The following is a 19995-nucleotide window of genomic DNA, read 5'->3' as shown; positions in this document are numbered from 1 at the left end:
CGATGCCCGCGGGGCCTGCGATGCTGTCGGGATGGACGAGACCGAGGCGCACACGGAGCACGGGGACGGCGGCATCGCCCGCGACGGCGAGATCCTGCGCACCGAGGTCGGTTCGGGCCTGCACGGCATCGCGATCGCCGGGACCGACGACCACGACGAGATGGGCGTGTTCGTCGAGCCTCCCGAGTGCGTCATCGGCCTGGCCGGGCCGATGCACCACTACGTGTGGCGGACGCAGCCGGAGGGCCGCCGGTCGGGGCACGGGGACACGGACCTGGTCATGTACTCCCTGCGGAAGTTCCTGAGGCTCGCCGTCGCCGGGAACCCCACGATCCTCCTGCCGCTCTTCGCGCCCGAGGAGTCCGTCTACAAGGCCACCGACCTGGGGCGCGAGCTCCGCGACCTGGCCCCGGCGCTGCTCTCGCAGCGCGCCGTGGAGCGGTTCACGGGCTATCTCGACGGGCAGGTCGACCGGCTCCTCGGGCGCGGGCGGCAGGGCTCGATGCCGGCCCGGCCCGAGCTGGTGGAGCGCTACGGGTACGACGTCAAGTACGCCTCGCACGCGCTCAGGCTCGGCCTGCAGGGCCTGGAGATCGCCGAGCACGGCCGCCTGACGCTCCCGATGCCCGAGGCCGACCGCGAACGGGTGCTCCGGGTCAAGTCCGGCGGCGTGGCCGAGCTCGAGGACGTCCTCGACGACATCCGGTCGGTCCGCGCCCGGATCGTCGCCGTGATCGACGACGGGGCGACGCCGCTGGCGCCGGAGCCGGACGTGGACCGGCTCTCGGCCTGGTCGGTCAGCGCGCACCGGCGGCACTGGGACGCCGAGGGGTCCTGAAGGCCGCGTCCGGGTCCCGCGGCCCGTTCGGCGGGACCGGTCCCGGGGCTCGGCGCCTAGCATCGGCGCATGACCTCTTCGCACCGACGCCTCCTGGGCGCGTTCGCCCTGCTGGCCGTGTTCGCGGGCGCCGCCTGCGGCACCGGGTCCGACGCGACCGGCGACGCGTCCCAGGCCCCTGAGAGCGGCGCCGAGCCGACCGCCGAGAGCACGCCCTCCGAGGAGGCGGCGCCGACCGCCGCCGACGGGACCGATTACGCCGCTTGCGACGACGGCTCCTGCGAGGTGGTGGTCTCCGGCGATCCGGTCGAGTTCGCGTTCGCGGACTTCACGCTCACCGTCACGATCACCCCGGACGGGATCGAGACGGACACGGCCAGCAGTGACGGCACGCGCTCGGGCAACAGCAGCATGAGCGGCGAGGGGATGGCCGACGCCTACTGCGTCGCCTACCTGACCGCCGGCAGCAACACGATGAACTGCTACCCGGACACCGATCCCGGCGACGTGGCGCCGCCGGAGCCGGAGTCGGGCGTGCTCGTGCTCGAGATGCTCGACTTCGAGGAGGGCACGGCGGTCATCCGCCTCGCGATGGGCTGACCGGGACGCCCGCGCCGCCGGCCGCGCAGGGCCGGTTCACCGCAGATCGGCCAGGAGGCCGTCGAGGACCTTGTGGAGGGCCGCCGAGTTGGCCGGGTCGAACCAGGTGGTGCGGACGCGCTCGTTGCTGCCCTTCGGGGTCTCGTGGTCGGCCGCGAGCCGGTCCAGGGAGCGGGTCTCGTCGCCCAGGGCGCGGCCGACCCCTTGGAAGAGCCCGCGGAGGTAGCGGTCGGCGTCCTCGGGGGCGATGCCGTGGCCGGCGGCCCAGGAGGTGAGCGCGGCGAGGTACGCGTAGTGGGTGGTCAGCGTCCCCGTGAGCGCGGAGCAGACGTTGAAGGCCTCCTCGTCCTGGACGTGGAGGACCCCGCCGAGGCGTTCGAAGAGGTCGTCCACGGCCGGGTGCGAGGGCCAGGTGACCGTGACGGAGCGCCGCTCGCGCACGGCGGGCAGGGGGATGGCCCGCACCAGCGGGGCCTCGGTGGCGAGGGTGCGGCGCAGGTCGTCGGTGGCGACGCCGGCCATCACGTTGACCACGACCTTGTCGCCGCCCACGCGCAGGCCGGCGAGCGCTTCGTGCCGGTCGTCCCGGCGCACGGCGATGATCACGATCCCGGAGCGGTCCACCACCTCCTGGTTGTCGGCGCACACCCGCACGCTCGCATGGCGCGAGGAGAGGTCGGCGGCGGTGCGGGCCCCTCGCGGGGAGAGGTGCACCTCCGGTGCCGCCTCACTCCCGTCGCACAGGCCCTCCACGATGGCGCGGCCGATCTCTCCTGCGCCGATGATGCCGATGTGCTGCATGGTCACTGCTCCTTTTCGATGCGGTCGGGGTGCTTGGGCTCGCCGAGGAGGCGTTCGATGAGGCGGGGTTCGCCGGGCCAGGCGGCGAGGAGCACGCCGCGCGGGACTTGGCGGCCCGCGTACCGCAGGCAGAGCGCGACCACCACGATGTCGTCGAGCGGGCCGATGACCGGGATGAACTCGGGGATCAGGTCGATCGGGCTGGCGACCCACAGGGCCGCGACGACGACGGCGGCCTTCGCCCGGCGCGGCACGCGCGGGTCCTTGCGGAGGCGGCGGGCGGCGGTGGCGCAGTCGGGGATGAACGCGGCGAGGTCGCGCATGGCGCCCGGCGGCAGCCGCCGGGCGAGGAGGATCATGACTCCCCAGGAGGCCAGGACGAGTGCGGCGGCGACCGCCAGGCCGATGAGCCATTCGCGCATCAGGCGACCCCGGCGGGCGGGGCGTCGGCCGCTGCGGTGCCGCACCCGGTCGAGTGCGCTCGGGCGTCGTTCGCGCGCGGGGGTGCGTCCATGGTGAGCATCATGCCGTGGGCGCGGGCGAGGCGTCCATCGGCCTCGGCGCGGCCGTGGGCGGGCGGGCCGGCCCGTGCTCACCGGCCGAGGAGCTGCGGTAGCGGCCCGGGGACAGGCCGAGCTCGCGTTTGAACGCCTTGGCGAACGCGAACTCGGAGGCGTACCCGGTCCGCTTGGCGACGGCGGCGACCGGGGCGTCGCCCTCGCGGAGGAGCTTGGCGGCCGTGGTCATCCGCCACCAGGTCAGGTAGGCCATCGGCGGCCGCCCGACCATCCGGGCGAACCGCTCCGCGAAGCCCGAGCGGGACATCCCGGCCGCTCGGGCGAGGCTCCCGACCGTCCAGGGGTCGGACGGCGCCTCGTGGAGGGCGGTCAGCGCCGCCAGGACCGCGGGGTCGCGCATCGCGGCGGCCCAGCCGCCGTGCGCTTCGGGCTCGGTGTCGATCCAGTGGCGCAGCATGTGCACCAGCAGCGTGTCGAGGAGCGCGGGGACCACGGCGTCGGAACCGGGCGCGGCGGCGGCCAGTTCGGCGCCGAGCAGCTCGATCGCCGCGCGCATGGGCGCGGGACCGCCGATCTTCGCTCTGATGTGGACGTGGGGCGGCAGCGCCTCCCACAGCGGGTGCGCCCGGGCGCCGTCGAGCTGGTACGACCCGCACAGCAGCACCGCCTCGGCGTCCGGGCCGGCCTCCGGGGCGGCCGTGAGGCGGTGCCCCGGCTCGCGGGGCAGGAACACGGCGTCGCCGACGCCGAGCGCGACCGCCTCGCCCTCCCGCGGGTGGAACCGGCAGGCGCCCTGGAGCACGATGTGGAAGCCCGCGCCGTCCGCGGCGGGGAACTCGCCGCTCCAGGGGCCGCGCCGCCGCTGGAGGGCCGAGTGGGGGCGGCCGGTGCGCATCGCGGTGATCGCGTCGCTGAGCACGTCCATCCCGTCAGCGTAGCCGGGTCCGGCGACCCGGACGATCGGACATGAACTCGGGGTTTTCGAGCATGGGAGGTCCATCGGATCGGCCATACCGTTGGCGGACCGCACCGGAACGAGCCGGTGCGACCGAGACGGGTGGAGACGCTGATGAAGATCGCGGTGAACGGTGCGACCGGCTACACCGGCAAGCTGGTGGCGGCCGAGCTGGTGCGGCGGGGCATCGATCTGGTCCTGATAGGACGGGACAAGGAGCGGCTGCGGCAGGCCCGGATCGAGGCGGGGGCGGAGGGGGCCGAGCTGCGCTTCGCCGACATCGCCGTCGCGGGCGCGTTCGACGGCGTCCTCGACGGCTGCGACGCGGTGGTCAACTGCGCCGGGCCGTTCGGCGCCCTGGGCGAGCCGGTGGTCGCCGCCGCCGTCGCCGCCGGATGCCACTATGTGGACACCACCGGGGAGCAGCATTACGTGAAGCGCGTCTTCGACCGCTTCGGCGACGAGGCGGCGCGGGCGGGCGTCGCCGTCGTGCCCGCGATGGCCGACGACGGCGGCCCCGGGGACCTGCTCGGGCACTTGACCGGGGCGGCCGTCTCGCCGGTCGCCGAGCTGGTCTTCGGCCTGTGGTACCGCGGCGGCGGCGGGTCGCAGGGCACCATGCGGTCCATGCTGACCGTGCTCGACGCGGCGGCGCTGGACTACCGGGGCGGCCGGTGGGCGCCGGGCGCGGCCGGTCCGCGCGAGGCGATGCGGTTCCCCGGCGCCGAGGCGCCCGTGCCGATGGCGGCGTTCGGCATCCCGCCGGTCGTCACCATCCCCCGGCATGTCCGGGTCGAGCGCGCCGAAGGGTTCGTCAACGCCGACCTGGTCGCCCGGCTGCGCGCGGTGACGCCCGAGCTGGTCGAGTCGCTGCCGCAGGGGCCCGCACCGGACGCGCGGCGCGAGCAGCGGTGGACGCACGTGGCCGAGGCGGTCGGCGTGGACGGGCGGCGCGCCCGCGGCGAGGTCGAGGGGTCGGACGGCTACGGGCTGACCGCGGTGATCGCGGTCGAGGGGGCCCGGCGCCTCGTCGCCGACGGCGCGCCCGCGGGCGTGCTCGCCCCGGCGCAGGCCTTCGATGCGGCCGGTTTCCTGGACTGGCTGGCGCCCTTCGGCGTCCGCTGGCGGGTCGAGACCGGATGAGGTTCGCGGGCCGCAACGGCACTCGCCAGTGGTGAGGTCGGGGAGCGTTGCGCCGCAGGGTGGTCGCGGATCCGCCTGGCGGTTGCGGGCCTGCGGTGGCGGAGCCGTCCCGGAAGCCGGTCTTCGGCGCCGCGGGCCCGGCGCGGTCCGCCAGCGTTAGCCTGGTGGCATGTCCGTACGTCGCATCGTCCCCGACTTCCACAGCGCCGATGTGCGCGCCTCCGCCGAGTTCTACTCCGGCCTGCTGGGCCTGGAGCCGGTGATGGACCACGGGTGGATCGTCACGCTCGCCGACCCGGACGACCCGGCGCGGCAGTTGAGCGTGGCGTCGCACGACGAGTCGGCGGCGGTCGTACCCGAGGTCTCGATCGAGGTCGACGACGTCGACGCGACGTACCGGCTGGCGCAGCGGATGGGCGCGGAGATCGTGCACCCCTTGACCGACGAGCCGTGGGGCGTGCGGCGGTTCTTCGTGAAGGGCCCGGACGGGCACGTGCTCAACATCCTGGGCCATCCCCGAACCTGAGGGCCGGGCGGCCGGCGGCCCGGCCCGGGTCTCGGGTCAGCGGTGGTCGCAGCAGCCGTCGCCGCAGCCCTCGTCCGCGCCGTCCGCGAAGGCGGCCGCGGCGGGAGCGCAGCAGTTGTCGCCGCGCCAGGCCGCGACGCCCTCCTTCACCGCGACGCCGGCGATGGCGAGCGCGGCGACCGGGTCGGCCCAGGCCCACCCGAAGAGGCTGTTGAGCGCGAGGCCGACCAGGAGGACCGCCGAGAGGTACGTGCACAGCAGGGTCTGCTTGGAGTCGGCGACGGCGGTGGCCGAGCCGAGTTCGCGTCCGGCGCGGCGCTGGGCGTGGGACAGGAACGGCATGACCGCCAGCGAGAGCGCGGCCAGGGCGAGCCCGACGCCGGAGTGCTCGGCGTCGGCCGCGCCGAAGAACAGGCCCCGGACCGACTCGAAGGCCACGTATGCGGCGAGGGCGAAGAACGAGAGCGCGATGATCCGCAGCGCCCGGTGCTCGCGGGCTTCGCGGACGCCGGGGTCCGAGGCGGAGAACTGCCAGGCGACCGCGGCGGCGGAGGCGACCTCGATGATCGAGTCGAGGCCGAAGCCGATGAGCGCGGTGGAGGAGGCGGCCGACCCGGCGGCGAGGGCCACGGCCGCCTCGATCACGTTGTAGGCGATGGTCGCGGCGACCAGGAACCGGATGGTGCGGGTCAGCTGCGCGCGGCGCTCAGGGGTCGGCCCGGTGGGCTTGAGGGACAGGGTGATCGGGGAGGCCATCAGCAGCACCCCCGCTCGTCGGTGGCGTCGCACGCCCGGGGGTCGACGGCGAGGACGACGCCGAGGAGGTCGCCCAGGGCGTGGGCCAGCCGCGGGTCGGCCAGTTCGTAGCGGGTGCGGCGGCCCTCGGGGACCGCTGCGACCAGGCCGCAGCCGCGCAGGCAGGCGAGGTGGTTCGAGAGGGACTGGCGCGAGACGCCGAGGGTCTCGGCGAGATCGGCGGGGTACCCGGGCGCCTCGCGCAGCGCCAGCAGCAGGCGCGAGCGGGTCGGGTCGGACAGGGCGTGGCCGAAGCGGGCCAGGACCTGTCCGTAGGTCAGCGTCTCCACGACCCGAATAGTACACGTAATCGTGTATTCATCAAACGATGTACTGTCCTCGTCCCGGCGGTGCCCTCGCCTCCCCGGCGGCGGGGCGAGGGGCCGGTCCCGCCGCCGGGACTCTTCGCCGGGCCTCAGAGCCAGGCCCAGCACACCGTGTAGGAGTGCTCGGGGAAGGCGGCGCTCTGCCAAGTGGCCCAGCCGTAGCCGTCGCAGAAGCCGGTGGCGTCGTACTCGCCGGTGCGGCCGGCGACGTAGGCGTTCGACCGGGAGCAGTCGGCGAACTCGAAGGTGAGGTCGTCGTCGGGGCCGCTCGCGTAGAGGCAGGTGTCGACCTCCGCGTAGCCGATGTCGTCGGGGTACACCATCCGCATGCACAGCAGCATGTCCTGGTCGTCGATGTAGCCGGGGAAGTCGAGCGACCCGTTGTAGTACTCCCACTCGGAGCAGCCGTTCGAGTCCTCCCCGCCCCAGCGGCGTTCGAGCACTTGGAAGTTGCCCGCGGAGCAGTCGGCGATCACGTACATGTCGCCGCCGCGGCCGACGCACTCGCCGGACTCGGCGTAGTACGCGTCGCCCCACGGGTGCAGGTAGCTCAGGCACAGCACCGAGTCGTAGCCGGGCGCGTAGCCGAAGGACGAGCGGTGCACGCCGTCGCAGTCGTCGGGGTCGTCGCCGCCGTAGACCTCGACGACCTCGAACGCGCCGGGGTCGCAGCCGGAGGACTCCAGCTCGAAGTCGTCGGTCGTGCCCGCGTTCCAGAAGCAGTCGCCCACGGAGGCGAAGGCGACGGGGTCGGTCGTGGGCTCTTCTTCGGGCTCCGTTTCGGGTTCTGTTTCGGCGGTCCAGTTCAGATCGGTGATCGGTTCCGCGCTGTAGGACGGCGTCGGGTCGCCCGAAGAGGATGGATCGGCGTCGTCGCCGCCGAACTGGGCCACCAGGCCGAAGGCGCCGATGACGAGGCCGGCCAGGACTTCGATGACGACGGCCATGCCCACCTTGTCGAACAGGCGCGAGCCGGGGCCGCCGGAGGATTTCGTGTCGGTCGAGGAGTCGGTCATGAGGGTCTCGCAATCTCCCCCGCCCCACCGGCGGGGGGACGGTGCGGCACGGCGATGTCGGACGCCGTACCGCACCGGGTTTCAGGGGTGCTCCAGCTCGTCCATGATCAGTGAGACGAAGTGGTGCATGTCGGCCCTGAGGCAGGGCAGCTGCGCGTGCTTGCCGGTGCAGCCGGGCGCCCACGAGGAGCCGTCGCCGTAGTCGAGGAACTCGTGCGGGATCCCGGCGGCGTCGAGGTGGTCGGCGGTCACCACGGCCATGACGCGGGCCCGGTTCTCCACGATCGCCTGGACCGGGTTCACCGTGAGGTCCCCGCCGTCGCCCACGTACAGCGCGACGCCCATGCCGCGCAGCGACTCGACGTGCTGCGCGGGGCTGAGGCGGTTCCAGGTGCCGTCGAACGGCCAGATCGGCGTCCCGAAGACCGCGTCGAGCGCGACCGTCGGGGTCCCGTAGGCCGCCAGCTGCGTCGAGCCCAGCACCGCGGCGCGCATCTCCTGGTTGAGCAGGTCGAGCCCGCCGGAGAAGCTGCCGACGTAGCCGAACAGGTCCGGCCGCCGCTCGGCGTACCCGAAGGCGCCGAAGCCGCCCATCGAGTGCCCCGAGACCGCCCGGCCCTCCCTGCCCTCGACGGTCGCCAGGTTGGCGTCGATGAACGGGATGAGCTGCTCCAGGTGGAACGTCTCCCAGTTCTGGGCGCCGAGCCCGCCCGGGTAGACCCAGTCGGTGTACCAGCCGCGGCCGCCGCCGTTGGGGGCCACGGTGATCAACGGCTCGTCGGCGGTGGCCTCCTCGACGACGTCCCTGAGCCACGGGGCGTCCGGGTAGTCGCCGCCGCCGTGGAGCGTGTAGTGCACGGGGTACTCGGTGCCGCCGTCGTAGCCCTCGGGGAGCGTCACCATGACCACGTGCTCGCCCGAGACCTGGCCCGGCATCACCGGGTACGCCGGGACCTCCTCGGTGCCCACCGTGAAGGTGAACGTGCGGTCCGAGCCCTCGGCCCACTCCGGCTGCGCGATCACGGTGAGCCCGTGGGCGTCCGCGAGCTGCGGCGGTGCCGGGGCCGCGGTCGCCGCGGGGGCCGCCACGCCCCCGGCCACCGCCGCGCCCGCCAGCGCGGCGACCAGGGCCAGCGCCCGCGCCCGGCGGGTCACGGCGTCGCCTCTTCGCAGAGCGCGGCGTCGAGCAGGTCGACCCGGCTCAGCGTCGGCTCGCTGGAGGCCCACGCGTTGGTCACCATGGAGGCGAAGCGGCCGTCCTCGGTGACCATCGTGATCGAGGAGTGGCCGGTGCCGAGGTTCCCGGCGTGGCCCCACGCCTCGCCGCCGCACGAGAGCTCCCAGCGCATGAAGCCGAGGCCGTAGTCCGCGCCGTACGCGGTGGAGGGCACGGTGGTGCGCATCTCGGCGAGCGACGCGGGGGACACGACCTCGCCGGCCAGGAGCGCCTGGTCGAACGCGACGAGGTCGCGCAGGGTCGAGGTCATCGAACCGGCCGGGCCGTTGAACGACATGTCCTGGTTGAAGGTCACGTCGATCCAGAAGAAGAACGGGCCGAGGCGACCGCCGGAGTACCCGGGCAGGTACGGGCCCGGGAGCGTCCCGTCGTCGGGGACCGGGTACGAGGTGCCGGTCAGGCCCAGCGGTTCGATGATCCGCTCGGTGACCGCCTCGCCGACCGTCTGCCCGGTGAGCTCCTCGATCAGCAGGCCCGCCAGGTGGTAGTTGACGTTCGAGTAGCCCCAGTCCGTCCCGGGCGCGAACTGCGGCGCCTGGGCCAGGCCCGCGCGGACCAGCTCGCCGAGGGTGTAGCCGCCGTCCGGCTCGGCCGCGGCGCCGACCGCGTCGCGCGCGATCCCGCTGGTGTGCTGGAGGATCTGGCGCACCGAGATGGCGTTCCCGTCGTAGTCGGCGTTGTCGACCACGCCCGGCAGGTACTGGCCGATCGGGGCGTCGAGGTCGACCAGGCCCTCGTCGACCAGTTGCAGCACGACCGCGGCGGTGAAGGTCTTGGTCTGGCTCGCGATGCGGAAGTGGTCGTCCGCGGTCAGCGCGCGGTTCTGGAAGATCACGGCCGTGCCGCTGCTCAGCGTCCAGGAGCCGGTCTCGTCTCCGGCGTGGAGGCCCGCGCCGGGGCCGCCCTGGCCCAGGTACAGGTCGAGCAGGGCCTGCGTCTCGTCGTGGTCCTGGGCCTGCGCCGGTGCGGCCGGCAGCACCACCGCGATCGCGAGTGCGACCGCCGCGAGCCACCGCGTGCATTTCCCTGTCATGTCGGCTCCTTCCGTGACCGCGGACCGCCGGTGCGCTTGCGCCCCTGGCCGGTCCGCGCCCTGCCCGCCGGATCTCGGCGGGGTCGATCTCTCGATCGTGGGCTCGGAGGATCGTCCCTGCAACGATCACGAACCGGTCACTCATCGGTCATCGATGTCCGATGGCGCTGCCAGGGGCTGCGCGGGCTCGGGGCGGGCCTCGGCCAGGTGGCGCTGGAGCCGCGCGTGGCGGAACTGGTAGACGACGCCGGCCCGGCGGAGCACGCCGCGCCGGTAGGCGTCGTCCAGGAAGGCGGGCACCGCCCACGGGAGCCGCCCGGTGAGCGGGAGCCAGAGGCGGCCGAAGACGAGCCACCGGCCCCATGCCGTCAGGGCGAGCACGTAGCCGATCGGGCCCATGGTCGCGGCGTACGCGCCGATGAGGAGCCCGAACTCGAGCTCCCAGTGCCATGCGCCGAACGCGGGCGGGAGTGCTTGCAGCACTTGGACCACGGCCCAGCCGGTGCCGGGGACGACGACGGCGAGCACGGGCGCGAAGACGAGCGCCTGCGCCAGGGCCGTCCTCCGGCAGGCCCGCAGGAGGTCGGCGGGGCCGCGCACGGACGCGAAGTCGAGGGGCCGCTCCCACAGCGACAGCAGGACGTAGGTGGCCCCGGTAGCAAGGCCGACCGATCCGCCGAAGACGACTACGTCGGCGGCCAGGACCGTGGCCGTGAACCCGGGCGGCAGCTGGAAGACGACGCCCTGGAAGAGGTCGCGGGCGGCGATCGCGGCCGCGGCGAGCAGGAACCCGGCGGTGAAGCCGATCCTGAACCGGCGCTTGAGGCCCCCGCGCCCGCCGGTGCGCGCGCCGCCGAAGCGGATCCGCACGCCCGAGGGCGCGGGCGCGCGGCCGTCGCGCCCGGAGAGGAGCGTGTGCGCGACCGCGAAGGCGGTGCCCGCGGCGAAGTCGACGGCGGCGGCCAGGGCGAGATCGAGCGGGCGGCCGATGCCCGACATGAGGGCGACCGTGCCCGTGTCGAGCAGCGTGAACACCGTGCCCACCGCGAGCGCCATCACCGCGGTCCGGGCGAGGCGGCGCATGGAGGCCCCCAGCTCCCACCAGGCGAGGTCGTGCCTGCCGAGCCATTCGAGGTGGCGGGCGAGGTGGCCGAGCCAGCGCCGGGCGCGGTCCGGTTCGAAGCGGCGGTCCTCGGTCCGGCGGCGGTAGGCCGCGGGGACGAGCCGCTCCATCAGGTGCGCCTCGACCGACTCGGGGGTGGGGAAGCGCTCCGCGTCGAGCAGTTCGGTCGGGTCGCGGTTCGGCATGTCGCTGTAGACGGTCCGGGCCAGGACGAGCATCAGCGGGGTCGCGAGCACCGCGGCGAGCACTTCGCCCGCGGGCGTGCGGGGCTCGCGGCGCATCTCGTCGAGGACCGGCTGCCACAGCGGGACGCCCTGGCCGGATTTGCGGGCGGTGCGGCGCAGGTACTCGGCGAGGTCGTCGGTGGAAAGGCGCTCCAGTTCGACGCAGGGGGCGCCGGTGAGCGGCTTCGTCGCCGCCACGGTCGCCCGGTACTCCTCGGTGCGGCTGGTGAGCACCAGCGGCATCCGCGAGGCGTCGTCGAGCCGGGCGAGCGCGTCGACCTGGAGGCCGGGGGCGATCTCGTCGAAGCCGTCGAGGACCGGGAGGACGAGGTCGTGCTCGACGAGGGCGGCGGCGAGCGTGGTCCCGTCGGGGAGCGGCGCGGCGAGGCCGGGGTGGTCGCGCAGGAGCCGGGCGGTGATCCAGGCGCGCAGGTCGGTCCCGGGGTGCCACGACTCCAGGCCGAGGATCACCGGGACGGCGCCGTCGGCCTCGCGGATCGCCAGGAGCCCCATGACGAGCCGCAACGCGAGGACGGTCTTGCCCGATCCGGCGCCGCCGGTGACGACGAGGCGGCGGGAGGGGACGCTCCGGTAGACGTCGACGACCTGCTCCAGGCGGGAGTCCAGGTCCATGGGGCGCGGCGCCTCGCCGGTCGCGGCGACGACGTTCTCCCAGTGGTCGGACAGCTCCGCGGAGGTCCGCCAGCCCACCGGCAGCGGCGCGTTGTGGACCTTGCGCTGCTCCTCCTCGCGCCGCCAGCGCGAGGCCACCTCGGCGGCGAGCTGCCCGGCCGCCTCCACCAGCCGGGCCTCGAACCGCCCCAGGGGTGCGCCGGCGGGCGGCTCGGCCTGGCGGACGGGGAACCCGGCGGCCGCCGACAGCGCGGTGAACTCGTGCGGCGCCAGGTCGAGTGCCCTGGCGAGGAGTTCGACGGTGTCGGCCTTCGGGGTGCTGCGCGCGCTGGTCTCGTACCGGCCGATCGTGCGGACGGCCACCCCGGACTTGTCGGCGAGCTGCTGCTGTTTGAGGTTCGCTCGCAACCGCAGCTCTCGCAGCATTAAACCGAAAGGGGTGGGCATCGGGCAATCATACGGTCACGGGCGGTTCACGCGCTTCCCGAGGTTTCGCGCCGGTGGAGGCCGAGAGCCGGATGCCGATCTCCGGAGGTCGACGAGACGGCATGTCCCCCAAGGCGAAGACGGAAACGAAGGAGTGGCCCTTTGGGTCTAGGCGTCGTGTCCGGGTGGCGGGTGGGGGTGGGTCGGTGTGAGAGCGGGCGGCGACGAAGAGGTGGGTGGGTGCCCGGGGTGGGGTGGCGGGCGTCTGGCCGCGGTAATCGGGGTGCGGTGGGGGTGGTGGTTCGTGTTGGGCCGCAGGGGACCCTGACGAAAGTTAGGGGTGATCGGGCGGTTTTTCATACCTTCGACCGATGATAGTCCGGAGTCGTCCTGTCACACTTGATGGAGTACGAAGGAACGACAACTGAGAACACATTCGAGAACAGCGGCACTGCCGAAGGGAGGCGAGTCCCCGATGAACACCACCACCACCGCGGATGCTCCCTCTCTCATCGGCACCGACCGCGCCGCCCAAGCCAGGGAACTGCGCGCCACCCTCGATACAGCGGCCGCCGGTATCAATGCCTTCCACGCCCAGGTGCTCGCCGCCGTGATCGACATGAAGCACCGGAACCTCCACCGCTCGGCCTTCGGGTTCTCGGCGCTGCGGGATCTGCTGCTGTCGCAGTTCGACTTCACGTTCAACACCGCCGGAGCGATCGCCGCGATCGCCCGCCTCTCGGGCAAGTTCCGGATCCTCACCGAGGCTGCTACGTCGGGCCGGGCGCGGATCGATCAGGTCGCCTACGCCGTCCGGCAACTCGACCAGACCCCAGCGATGCGCCTGTTCGCCCGCACCCCGTTCCGGGCACCCGTCCCCTCCCCCTTCGACCCTGTCGTGGAGTGCGCGACGCCTGAGGCGATGGTGGCCCAGTACTGCCAGCACGCGCCCTTCAAAGACCTCCAGCGTCACCTCGAGGGGCTGTGGGCGACCATCGCCGAGGAATCGGAACTCTTGGATGCGCTCGGGGAGCAGTCCCTCCAGCGGCTCGACCTGGTCGAGACCGGCAACGGCATGTGGCACCTCGAAGCCGAGCTCACCGCCACCACCGGCAGGCTCCTCGACAAGTACCTCAAGACCGCCTGCCCACCACCCCGCCAAGACGAAGAAGACGGCGACGGGGTCCTGCCCCCGCAAGCCAACCGGCACGCCGAAGCCCTCCACCAGCTCCTCGCCGGGTACGGATCCTCCCCCGAAGCCGCCACCCGGCACGGACACACCGCCACCCTGAACCTGACCGTGGACATCGCGACCCTGCGCGGGGAGGACACCGGGCGGGTGCCCCTGCTGGACGGCGACCCGATCTCGCTCGCCCAGGCCCGGCTCCTGGCCTGCGAGACCCTGGCCATCCCCAGCGTGTTCGACTACGAGTCCGGCGAAGCGGTCGAACTCGGCCGCGCCCTGCGCCTCCCGAATGTGGCCCTGCGGCGGAAACTTGAGCTTGAACAGCCCGCAGGGTGCGCCTGGCACGGCTGCGACCGGCCCGTCGCCTGGACCGAAGCCCACCACATCGTGCACTGGGCTGACGGCGGCCCTACGGAGGCGGCGAACCTGATCCTGGTGTGCCGGTTCCACCACGGCCGCCTCCACACCCCCGGCTGGACCGTCACCAAGACCGGCCCCGGGCGGGCCATCATCACCCACCACGACCACCACACCACCGACACCACTGGCACTGGTGTCGGTGCTGGTGTTGGTGCTGGTGCCGACGCTGAGGCGCACGGCCGCAACAGCAGTGGGGGCGGGGGCGACACCACCGGGTGCGGGTGCGCGGACTGGCGCACCGACACCGACATGGACACCGAACACGCCGACTCCGGCTGGGACCTGTTCCCCACCGGCCTCTACCGGACCGAATGGTCCGAGACGCTGCAACCCGACCTCGACGGCCACGCCGAAATGATCGAACGCGACCGCGCCCGGGCCGCCATACGCGAAGCCAGGGCCAAAGCACGAGCACGATTCACCACCGGCGGCAGTGCCGACCGCAGCGATCACAGTGAGCAGGCCCCGGCCACCACACCGACGCCTCCGGCCGCACCGACAGCCGAAGCCGAAGCATCGTCACCAAGGGAGCCCGCCCTCGCGGGAACCGCCACCACGGCCAGGACGGTCAGGCCGGTCAAGCCAGTGGTCCCAGCCGGGCCGATCGGGCCCATCGACTACGGCGAACCACCCTTCTTACCCCGCCCCAGCAGGCGACTGCTGGGGGACGCGAGGCCACACCACACGCACGGCCCGCAGCCCGAACCCCGACAGGGGCCGGGCCCTCCAGCATGCCCACACCCCAAACCCGAAACCCCGCCCCAGCCAACGATCGCCCCGTCATCGCCGCCCGCACTGAGAGCGCCCCTCCACCACCCCAAAGCCGAAAGCCCCGCCCCGTACACCACCACCCCTTCATCGCCGCCCGCCCGAACCGCGAACGGCCCGCCACGCCAAGGCCGAAGCACCACCTTGAGAGCGACCCTCTCTTCATCGCCGCCCGCCCTGACCACGCGCGCCGCCTCACCCCGAAGCCGCAGACTCTGCCCGACATCGACCACGCCTTCGTCGCCGATTGCTCTGACTGCGAACCGCCACGAGCCCAGAGCCGAAGTCTCTACCGGTGCGCGATCATCCCACCGTCGCCGCCCGCTTGAAAAGGGATCCCTTTACTGCTCCAAGGCCGCAGCATCCATGCCGGGCAGCGGTCGCCCCTCGGTCGACGCCCGCTCCGACCGCCGGTGTCGCCGGACCAGAACACGGCAATCCCGCTACCGCCCTGACCGAGCAACAGCGCTCCCGGCCTCGCATGCCACCGCGCCGTTTCTCAGAGCACGGACCTCGACCGCTTCACGAGCCGACCGTTAACCGGATGTGCCGCCGCGCTCGCTTCTCTCGGCGAGGCGCCGGACCTGCTCAGCGGATATGTCGGTCGTCCACTCCCAGCCGGGTTTGGCCGTCGGGCCGACCCTCGGATCGCGGGGAACACGGCCTTCGCGCAAGGCGAGCACGTACGCGCGGTCCTGCTCGATCCGTGCGCGCATCTCGGCGGCGCCGCCGACCGACCCGTGGCCGGGGACGAGGACTTCGACGCTGTCCGCCGCGTCCTCGAGCAGCCGCAGCCCGACGAGGTACTCCCCGATCGGGTCGTTGGTCTCGTTCAACTCGTCGAGGTTCGGCACCAGCACGTCCGAGAGCATGTCCCCTGCGACGAGCACACCGCGCTCCGGGACGAGCAGCGCCGCATGGCCCGGGGCGTGGGCGGGGTGCTCGATGATCCGGACTTCCGGACCGTCCCATGGCAGCTGCTCCGTCCCGGAGGGCAGACCGGTGATGAGGCCGAACAGGTCGAGCGGCGTCTCCTCGGCGATCTCCGGCGGCAGCCCCTCGGCGGCGCGCGCCCGCCAGTCCGCGTCCGACCGCACCTCCCGCATCCGCGCCGCGCACCGGGCGGTGCCGTAGCGGGGCGCTTCGCCGAAGGCTGGGTGCCAGAGCACGTGGTCCCAGTCGGGATGCGTCGCGAAGCCCGCCGCGACAGGCTGACCCAGTGCGCGGAGGTCGTCCGCGAGACAGGTCATCTCGGACTCGGTGAGTCCGGGGTCGACGAGCAGCGCGCCGGTCCGGCCCTGCACCACAACGGCGTTGTTCTCGAGCAACTCGCTCTGGTGGGTCAGCACGCCCTCCGCGACCTGTCTCAGCATGGCGCTTCTCCTTCACCGGGTTCGCGACCGCTTCCGGTCGTGTTCATGGACTTCACGGTCTCACCGCGACGGGGTGGCAGCGGACGTCCACTTCGGCGACGGGTGCGTCGCCCTGAGCGTGCCGGAGCCTGATCGGCCGCCCGCCCGGGTCGTCGAATACTCGGATGCCGTCGCCGAGCAGGATCGGTGCGATGTGGAGGTCGATCTCGTCGACGAGGCCGCGTTCGAGCAGCTGGCAGCCAATCGTCGGGGAGAGGACCTCGAGGTTCTTCCCCTCGGCCCGCTGCGGTCCGATGTCGGCCATCAGAAGCTCCTTCGCCTCTCACGCGGGCACGACAGCGCCCGCTGCAACAGAGACGAGACGGCCGACCGGAATTCATCGCCGCGGTGAATCTGAGACCGCCTACTCGACGGCCTCATGCCCGCCGTTCCAGCGGACGCGGTCGTAGATCAGAGAATGTTCTTGCCAAGGAATAAATGATCGGAGACGGGGCCGCGCCACCTGACGACATCCTTCGGTCGGACAGGTTCCATGACCCCGCGGTGGACTGCCGCCTCCAGCCTGATCGTCTACCCTGGACTCAATTCCCGATCGGCCACTGGAGCCCCGCTATGACCGACCGCCAGCAGCCCGACTTCAACCGCGTTCCAGGCGCCCATCTGGCCTACCACCTTCCGATGCCGGGAACCGCACCGCCACAGCCGCCTCCGGAGCAGCCCTCGCGGTGGTCGCGATACCGGAAGGCGCTCGTCATCACCGTCGTCTCTGTGGTCGGTACCGGAGGTATCTTCGGCGGCATCGTCGGCGGCGTCGTCCAATACTTCTCGAATCAAGCGAACAAGGTCGTCGAGCAGGCGTTCAGCGAGGCCCTCTTCGCCTTCGACGTCGAGATGCTCACACCGCCCGACTATCACCACACCGGTTACGCCATCCCCGGGTCGACCACCGACGCGGACTTCAACGGCATCGACTGGGACCCTGTTCAACCTGCACTCCCCACCGCGGCGTGGACGGTTGCGCAAGGCGGCTCGGCCGTGGGCTGGGGCCAGTGGGAGATCGCGCTCGAAGGCAACCGCGATGAGACGGTGACCGTCACCGACCTCTACGCGACCGACATCGAATGCTCGGCGCCCGAGAGCGGCACGTACTTTCCGGTCCTGTCCCAAGGCATCGGCGAGAAGATCGGGCTCGCCATCGAGATCGACGATCCCGGCGCGCGGATCAAGGAGCTGCCCACCGGGGAGCCGAACAGCTTCGACCCGCCCGACCTCGATGCGCTGCCGGCATTCTCGGACTCGGCCACCATCACCCTCGATCGGGGCGAGAAGGAGGTCATCACCTTCCAGGCCCACGCCGACGAGGAATACTGCGAGTTCGCGCTCGCCATCGAATACCTCGCCGAAGGCGAACGCCAGACCTCCCTCATCGCCCCCGAGGTGCCCGGGCGCTTCGCCGTCGCACCGGTCCTCGACTACGCCGAATACGAGTCGGTGATGCTGGCCCCGTGGTTCTGCATTGACGGGCAGCGGCACGTCGTCTCCGGTGAACGGGCCGAGGAGTTCTTCACCGGCACCCCCGGCGCCCCGTCCGACTGCACCTGACCACGGGGCACGAGACATGCCACGTCTCCCTCGGGCCTCGCGGCGCGCCGTCCGGCCGTGACCGGATGCCGCGCCGATGTGCGAACCTGGTCCTTCACCGCAGCGGCGAACCCAGAGGGCGCCGGGGAAGGCGGTACCGATGTCCATCATGGGTACAGCGAGCTATGCGGGCGCCCAGGGCCTGCCGGAGATCGTCACGGCCGCGGTCGCGCTCGCGGACGAACTCGGCTTCGCGTCCTCCTGCCGCCTGGAGCAGGGCCGCCTGCTGCACGCGCTGGCCGCCGGTGCGACCGCCCGCATCGGCGAGACCGGCACCGGCTGCGGCGTGGGACTCGCCTGGCTGGTCGCGGGCCGGCGCCCGGGTGTGCGCGTGGTCAGCGTGGAGCGCGATGCGCAGCGGGCCGCGCGCGTCTCCGAGCTGTTCGCCGATGTCCCCGATGTCGAGATACTGCACGGGGACTGGACCCGCATCAACGATTGCGACCCGTTCGACCTGCTCGTGGTCGATGGCGGCGGCAACGGGAAGCGCGGTGGCGCCGCCGATCCGGAGCAGCTGCTCCGCGCGGGGGGCTGCCTCGTCATCGACGACTTCACTCCGATGATCGAATGGCCGCCCGTGCACAGCGGCCGGCCTGACAGCGCCCGGCTGAGCTGGCTGGAACACCCGGCGCTGCTGGCCGCCGAGGTGCGCCTGGCCCCCGACCTGTCCACGATCGTGGCCACTCGGCGCCCGTAGCGGAACCGGGCGGCTCGGCACTCAATGCATGTCGGCGGCGCGGACGGGGCCGGTCGGCACTCGCGCGTCATGAGGGTCGGTCGAGCCGGGCTGCGACGTTCTCCAGGATCTCGAGCAGCGCGGCCGTGGCGGGCGGGTCCGGCGGGTCCCCGTACGTGGCGGCGTAGATCCGGCGCGGGCTCTCGTCGAGGCGCGTGGCGTGGACCCCCGGGACCTGGTGCACTTGCAGTGCGAGGCCGTTGAGCACGGCCACGCCCATCCCCGCGGCCACCAGCGACTGGGAGATGACCGTGTCGTCGCAGAAGTGGGCGATGCGCGGCGAGAAGCCCGCGCGTGCGCACGCCGCGACCGTGGCGGTCCGGCAGCGCTCGCAGCCGCCGACCCACGCGGAGTCGCGGTGGTCCTCCAGGCGCTGGCCGGGGCGGTCGCTGACGAGGTAGAGGGGGTCGTCCAGGAGGTGGACGAGGCGGAACTCCCCCGCCTCCAGGGGCGTGTCGGCGTGTCGGAAGATCAGGGCGATGTCCACCCGCCCGGAGCGCAGCATCGCCAGGCCCTCGACCGGGTGGGCGTCCATGAGGTTCAGCTCGACGCCCGGGTGCGTGCGGGCCAGCTCGGCGGCGGCCTTCGGCACGATGCTGCTGAGGACCGTCTGGAAGCCGGCGAGGCGCACCCGTCCGGCGCGGAGTCCCACGTGGGCGGCCAGCTCGGCGGACGCGGCCTCCATGCGGCCCAGGATCTCCGCGGCCCGCCCCGCCAGCAGCTCGCCTTCGGGGGTGAGCCGGATGCCGCGGCCCACCGGCTGGACGAGCCTGGCCCCGGTGGCGGCCTCCAGGCGCCGCAGGTGGTGGCTGACGGAGGGCTGGGAGTAGTGCAGCTCCTTGGCCGCCTCGGTGACCGACCCGTGCCGGGCGACCGCCTCCAGCACCCTCAGGTGAGTGGGGTTCAGCATTCATCAAGTTTCTCTATGAGAAGCGCGCAGTTTTGGCATTGGACATCATGACACCGCGCGGGCACGATCATTGCACCACCGGGCCGATCCCATGGGCCCGGGCAGCAGAAGGAGCATCCCCATGTCACTCGCGCGCGTCCACAACTTCGCGATCTCCCTGGACGGGTTCGGCACCGGTGAGGGCCAGGACCGCGACCTCCACTTCGGCCACGCCGGGGAGCGGCTGCACGAGTGGATGTTCGCCACGCAGTGGTGGGAGGCCGGCGGCAGCGGCGGGGTCGACGACGCCTTCGTGCAGCGGCACGACCCGGGGATCGGCGCCGAGATCATGGGGGCCGGGAAGTTCGGGCACCCCGGATGGCACGAGGACCCGGACTGGAAGGGCGCGTGGGGCCCCAACCCGCCGTTCCACACGCCGGTCTTCGTCCTCACGCACCACGCGCGGCCGTCGGTCGAGATGGAGGGCGGCACGACCTACCACTTCATCGACGCCTCCCCCGCCGAGGCGCTCGAGGCGGCCCGCGAGGCCGCCGGGGGCAAGGACGTGCGGCTCGGCGGCGGCCCCACCATGATCCGCGAGTTCCTCGCCGCCGGACTGGTCGACTACATGCACCTCGCGGTGGTCCCGATCGTACTGGGACGCGGTGTGCGCCTGTGGGACGGCGGGCTCGAAGGCCTGGAGGAGGGCTACCGGGTCGAGGCCGTCTCCGCGCCCAGCGGCGTCACGCACTTGACGTTCACCCGCAACTGAACCTGCGCGGCCGGAG

At 72.8% G+C, this 19995-nt stretch carries 20 protein-coding genes; 8 read left to right on the top strand and 12 right to left on the bottom strand.

The features are described from left to right. The first annotated feature begins 31 nt into the window (after positions 1–31). Both LO763_RS15505 and LO763_RS15500 read left to right on the top strand, forming a co-directional pair. Complete coding sequence (locus tag LO763_RS15505) at positions 32–838, top strand: nucleotidyltransferase domain-containing protein (protein ID WP_230785913.1); 807 nt, start codon at positions 32–34, stop codon at positions 836–838. Between the two features lie 69 nt (positions 839–907). Continuing rightward, on the top strand, positions 908–1438 hold the full coding sequence (locus LO763_RS15500; RefSeq protein ID WP_230785911.1) for a hypothetical protein: 531 nt from the start codon (positions 908–910) through the stop codon (positions 1436–1438). A 36-nt stretch (positions 1439–1474) separates the two neighbouring features. On the opposite strand, the gene LO763_RS15495 is transcribed toward LO763_RS15500, so the two are convergent. The 3 genes from LO763_RS15495 to LO763_RS15485 form a co-directional block, all read right to left on the bottom strand. After that, on the bottom strand, positions 1475–2239 hold the full coding sequence (locus LO763_RS15495; RefSeq protein WP_230786207.1) for an NAD(P)-binding domain-containing protein: 765 nt from the start codon (positions 2237–2239) through the stop codon (positions 1475–1477). A 2-nt stretch (positions 2240–2241) separates the two neighbouring features. Beyond that, positions 2242–2661: a YkvA family protein gene (locus tag LO763_RS15490; RefSeq protein ID WP_230785909.1), complete on the bottom strand. Its 420-nt coding sequence runs from the start codon at positions 2659–2661 to the stop codon at positions 2242–2244. A 100-nt stretch (positions 2662–2761) separates the two neighbouring features. Beyond that, positions 2762–3682: an AraC family transcriptional regulator gene (locus LO763_RS15485; RefSeq protein WP_230785907.1), complete on the bottom strand. Its 921-nt coding sequence runs from the start codon at positions 3680–3682 to the stop codon at positions 2762–2764. 144 nt (positions 3683–3826) lie between these two features. On the opposite strand from LO763_RS15485, the gene LO763_RS15480 reads away from it, so the two are divergent. Beyond that, positions 3827–4855: a saccharopine dehydrogenase family protein gene (locus LO763_RS15480; protein ID WP_230785905.1), complete on the top strand. Its 1029-nt coding sequence runs from the start codon at positions 3827–3829 to the stop codon at positions 4853–4855. 169 nt (positions 4856–5024) lie between these two features. Then, entirely contained in the window at positions 5025–5381 is a 357-nt protein-coding gene (locus LO763_RS15475; RefSeq protein WP_230785903.1) for a VOC family protein, read from the top strand. 36 nt (positions 5382–5417) lie between these two features. Here the strand turns inward: LO763_RS15475 and LO763_RS15470 are convergent, their stop codons facing one another. The 6 genes from LO763_RS15470 to LO763_RS15445 form a co-directional block, all read right to left on the bottom strand. After that, the gene (locus LO763_RS15470) at positions 5418–6137 is read right to left on the bottom strand and encodes a cation efflux transmembrane domain-containing protein (protein ID WP_230785900.1); all 720 of its coding nucleotides are present in this window, start codon (positions 6135–6137) and stop codon (positions 5418–5420) included. Then, positions 6137–6466, bottom strand: coding sequence for an ArsR/SmtB family transcription factor (locus tag LO763_RS15465; RefSeq protein ID WP_369432002.1), 330 nt, complete (start codon positions 6464–6466; stop codon positions 6137–6139). Before LO763_RS15465 ends, LO763_RS15470 begins: the two co-directional genes overlap by 1 nt. 125 nt (positions 6467–6591) lie before the next feature. Further along, the gene (locus LO763_RS15460) at positions 6592–7518 is read right to left on the bottom strand and encodes an LppU/SCO3897 family protein (RefSeq protein WP_230785898.1); all 927 of its coding nucleotides are present in this window, start codon (positions 7516–7518) and stop codon (positions 6592–6594) included. 81 nt (positions 7519–7599) lie between these two features. Then, the gene (locus tag LO763_RS15455) at positions 7600–8673 is read right to left on the bottom strand and encodes an alpha/beta hydrolase (RefSeq protein WP_230785897.1); all 1074 of its coding nucleotides are present in this window, start codon (positions 8671–8673) and stop codon (positions 7600–7602) included. Next, complete coding sequence (locus tag LO763_RS15450) at positions 8670–9788, bottom strand: serine hydrolase domain-containing protein (protein ID WP_230785895.1); 1119 nt, start codon at positions 9786–9788, stop codon at positions 8670–8672. Before LO763_RS15450 ends, LO763_RS15455 begins: the two co-directional genes overlap by 4 nt. Before the next feature lie 141 nt (positions 9789–9929). Continuing rightward, the gene (locus tag LO763_RS15445) at positions 9930–12215 is read right to left on the bottom strand and encodes an NACHT domain-containing protein (protein ID WP_230785893.1); all 2286 of its coding nucleotides are present in this window, start codon (positions 12213–12215) and stop codon (positions 9930–9932) included. A 454-nt stretch (positions 12216–12669) separates the two neighbouring features. Between LO763_RS15445 and LO763_RS15440 the strand changes: the two genes are divergently transcribed. Continuing rightward, positions 12670–15108 carry an HNH endonuclease signature motif containing protein gene (locus tag LO763_RS15440; protein ID WP_230785891.1) on the top strand — a complete coding sequence of 813 codons (2439 nt, stop codon included), beginning with the start codon at positions 12670–12672 and terminating at the stop codon, positions 15106–15108. Here LO763_RS15440 and LO763_RS15435 read toward each other — a convergent pair. After that, positions 15105–15941, bottom strand: a complete 837-nt coding sequence (locus LO763_RS15435) for an MBL fold metallo-hydrolase (protein WP_230785889.1) — start codon at positions 15939–15941, stop codon at positions 15105–15107. The genes LO763_RS15440 and LO763_RS15435 overlap by 4 nt on opposite strands. A 52-nt stretch (positions 15942–15993) precedes the next feature. After that, on the bottom strand, positions 15994–16245 hold the full coding sequence (locus tag LO763_RS15430) for a dihydrofolate reductase family protein (RefSeq protein ID WP_230785887.1): 252 nt from the start codon (positions 16243–16245) through the stop codon (positions 15994–15996). Positions 16246–16709: 464 nt separating this feature from the next. Between LO763_RS15430 and LO763_RS15425 the strand changes: the two genes are divergently transcribed. Together LO763_RS15425 and LO763_RS15420 are read left to right on the top strand one after the other, a co-directional pair. After that, positions 16710–17543 (top strand): hypothetical protein, encoded by an 834-nt coding sequence (locus LO763_RS15425; protein WP_230785885.1) that lies wholly within the window; start codon positions 16710–16712, stop codon positions 17541–17543. 139 nt (positions 17544–17682) lie between these two features. Next, positions 17683–18279: an O-methyltransferase gene (locus tag LO763_RS15420; RefSeq protein ID WP_230785883.1), complete on the top strand. Its 597-nt coding sequence runs from the start codon at positions 17683–17685 to the stop codon at positions 18277–18279. Positions 18280–18346: 67 nt separating this feature from the next. On the opposite strand, the gene LO763_RS15415 is transcribed toward LO763_RS15420, so the two are convergent. Beyond that, positions 18347–19228, bottom strand: a complete 882-nt coding sequence (locus LO763_RS15415) for a LysR family transcriptional regulator (RefSeq protein ID WP_230785880.1) — start codon at positions 19226–19228, stop codon at positions 18347–18349. Positions 19229–19349: 121 nt separating this feature from the next. Between LO763_RS15415 and LO763_RS15410 the strand changes: the two genes are divergently transcribed. Then, positions 19350–19979 (top strand): dihydrofolate reductase family protein, encoded by a 630-nt coding sequence (locus LO763_RS15410; protein WP_230785878.1) that lies wholly within the window; start codon positions 19350–19352, stop codon positions 19977–19979. Positions 19980–19995: the final 16 nt, after the last annotated feature.

The organism is Glycomyces amatae (assembly GCF_020991375.1).
Taxonomy (GTDB): Bacteria; Actinomycetota; Actinomycetes; order Mycobacteriales; family Micromonosporaceae; genus Glycomyces; species Glycomyces amatae.
Note: the sequence above shows the minus strand (reverse complement) of the source record. Positions and strands in the feature narration are given on the sequence as shown.

Excerpts from the sequence above, each read along its gene's own strand:
- LO763_RS15445 (WP_230785893.1), bottom strand. The coding sequence starts at position 12,215 with ATGCCCACCCCTTTCGGTTTAATGCTGCGAGAGCTGCGGTTGCGAGCG.
- LO763_RS15430 (WP_230785887.1), bottom strand. The coding sequence starts at position 16,245 with ATGGCCGACATCGGACCGCAGCGGGCCGAGGGGAAGAACCTCGAGGTC.
- LO763_RS15495 (WP_230786207.1), bottom strand. The coding sequence starts at position 2,239 with ATGCAGCACATCGGCATCATCGGCGCAGGAGAGATCGGCCGCGCCATC.
- LO763_RS15500 (WP_230785911.1), top strand. The coding sequence starts at position 908 with ATGACCTCTTCGCACCGACGCCTCCTGGGCGCGTTCGCCCTGCTGGCC.
- LO763_RS15505 (WP_230785913.1), top strand. The coding sequence starts at position 32 with ATGGACGAGACCGAGGCGCACACGGAGCACGGGGACGGCGGCATCGCC.
- LO763_RS15490 (WP_230785909.1), bottom strand. The coding sequence starts at position 2,661 with ATGCGCGAATGGCTCATCGGCCTGGCGGTCGCCGCCGCACTCGTCCTG.
- LO763_RS15485 (WP_230785907.1), bottom strand. The coding sequence starts at position 3,682 with ATGGACGTGCTCAGCGACGCGATCACCGCGATGCGCACCGGCCGCCCC.
- LO763_RS15470 (WP_230785900.1), bottom strand. The coding sequence starts at position 6,137 with ATGGCCTCCCCGATCACCCTGTCCCTCAAGCCCACCGGGCCGACCCCT.
- LO763_RS15450 (WP_230785895.1), bottom strand. The coding sequence starts at position 9,788 with ATGACAGGGAAATGCACGCGGTGGCTCGCGGCGGTCGCACTCGCGATC.
- LO763_RS15460 (WP_230785898.1), bottom strand. The coding sequence starts at position 7,518 with ATGACCGACTCCTCGACCGACACGAAATCCTCCGGCGGCCCCGGCTCG.
- LO763_RS15435 (WP_230785889.1), bottom strand. The coding sequence starts at position 15,941 with ATGCTGAGACAGGTCGCGGAGGGCGTGCTGACCCACCAGAGCGAGTTG.
- LO763_RS15480 (WP_230785905.1), top strand. The coding sequence starts at position 3,827 with ATGAAGATCGCGGTGAACGGTGCGACCGGCTACACCGGCAAGCTGGTG.
- LO763_RS15410 (WP_230785878.1), top strand. The coding sequence starts at position 19,350 with ATGTCACTCGCGCGCGTCCACAACTTCGCGATCTCCCTGGACGGGTTC.
- LO763_RS15415 (WP_230785880.1), bottom strand. The coding sequence starts at position 19,228 with ATGCTGAACCCCACTCACCTGAGGGTGCTGGAGGCGGTCGCCCGGCAC.
- LO763_RS15475 (WP_230785903.1), top strand. The coding sequence starts at position 5,025 with ATGTCCGTACGTCGCATCGTCCCCGACTTCCACAGCGCCGATGTGCGC.
- LO763_RS15420 (WP_230785883.1), top strand. The coding sequence starts at position 17,683 with ATGTCCATCATGGGTACAGCGAGCTATGCGGGCGCCCAGGGCCTGCCG.
- LO763_RS15440 (WP_230785891.1), top strand. The coding sequence starts at position 12,670 with ATGAACACCACCACCACCGCGGATGCTCCCTCTCTCATCGGCACCGAC.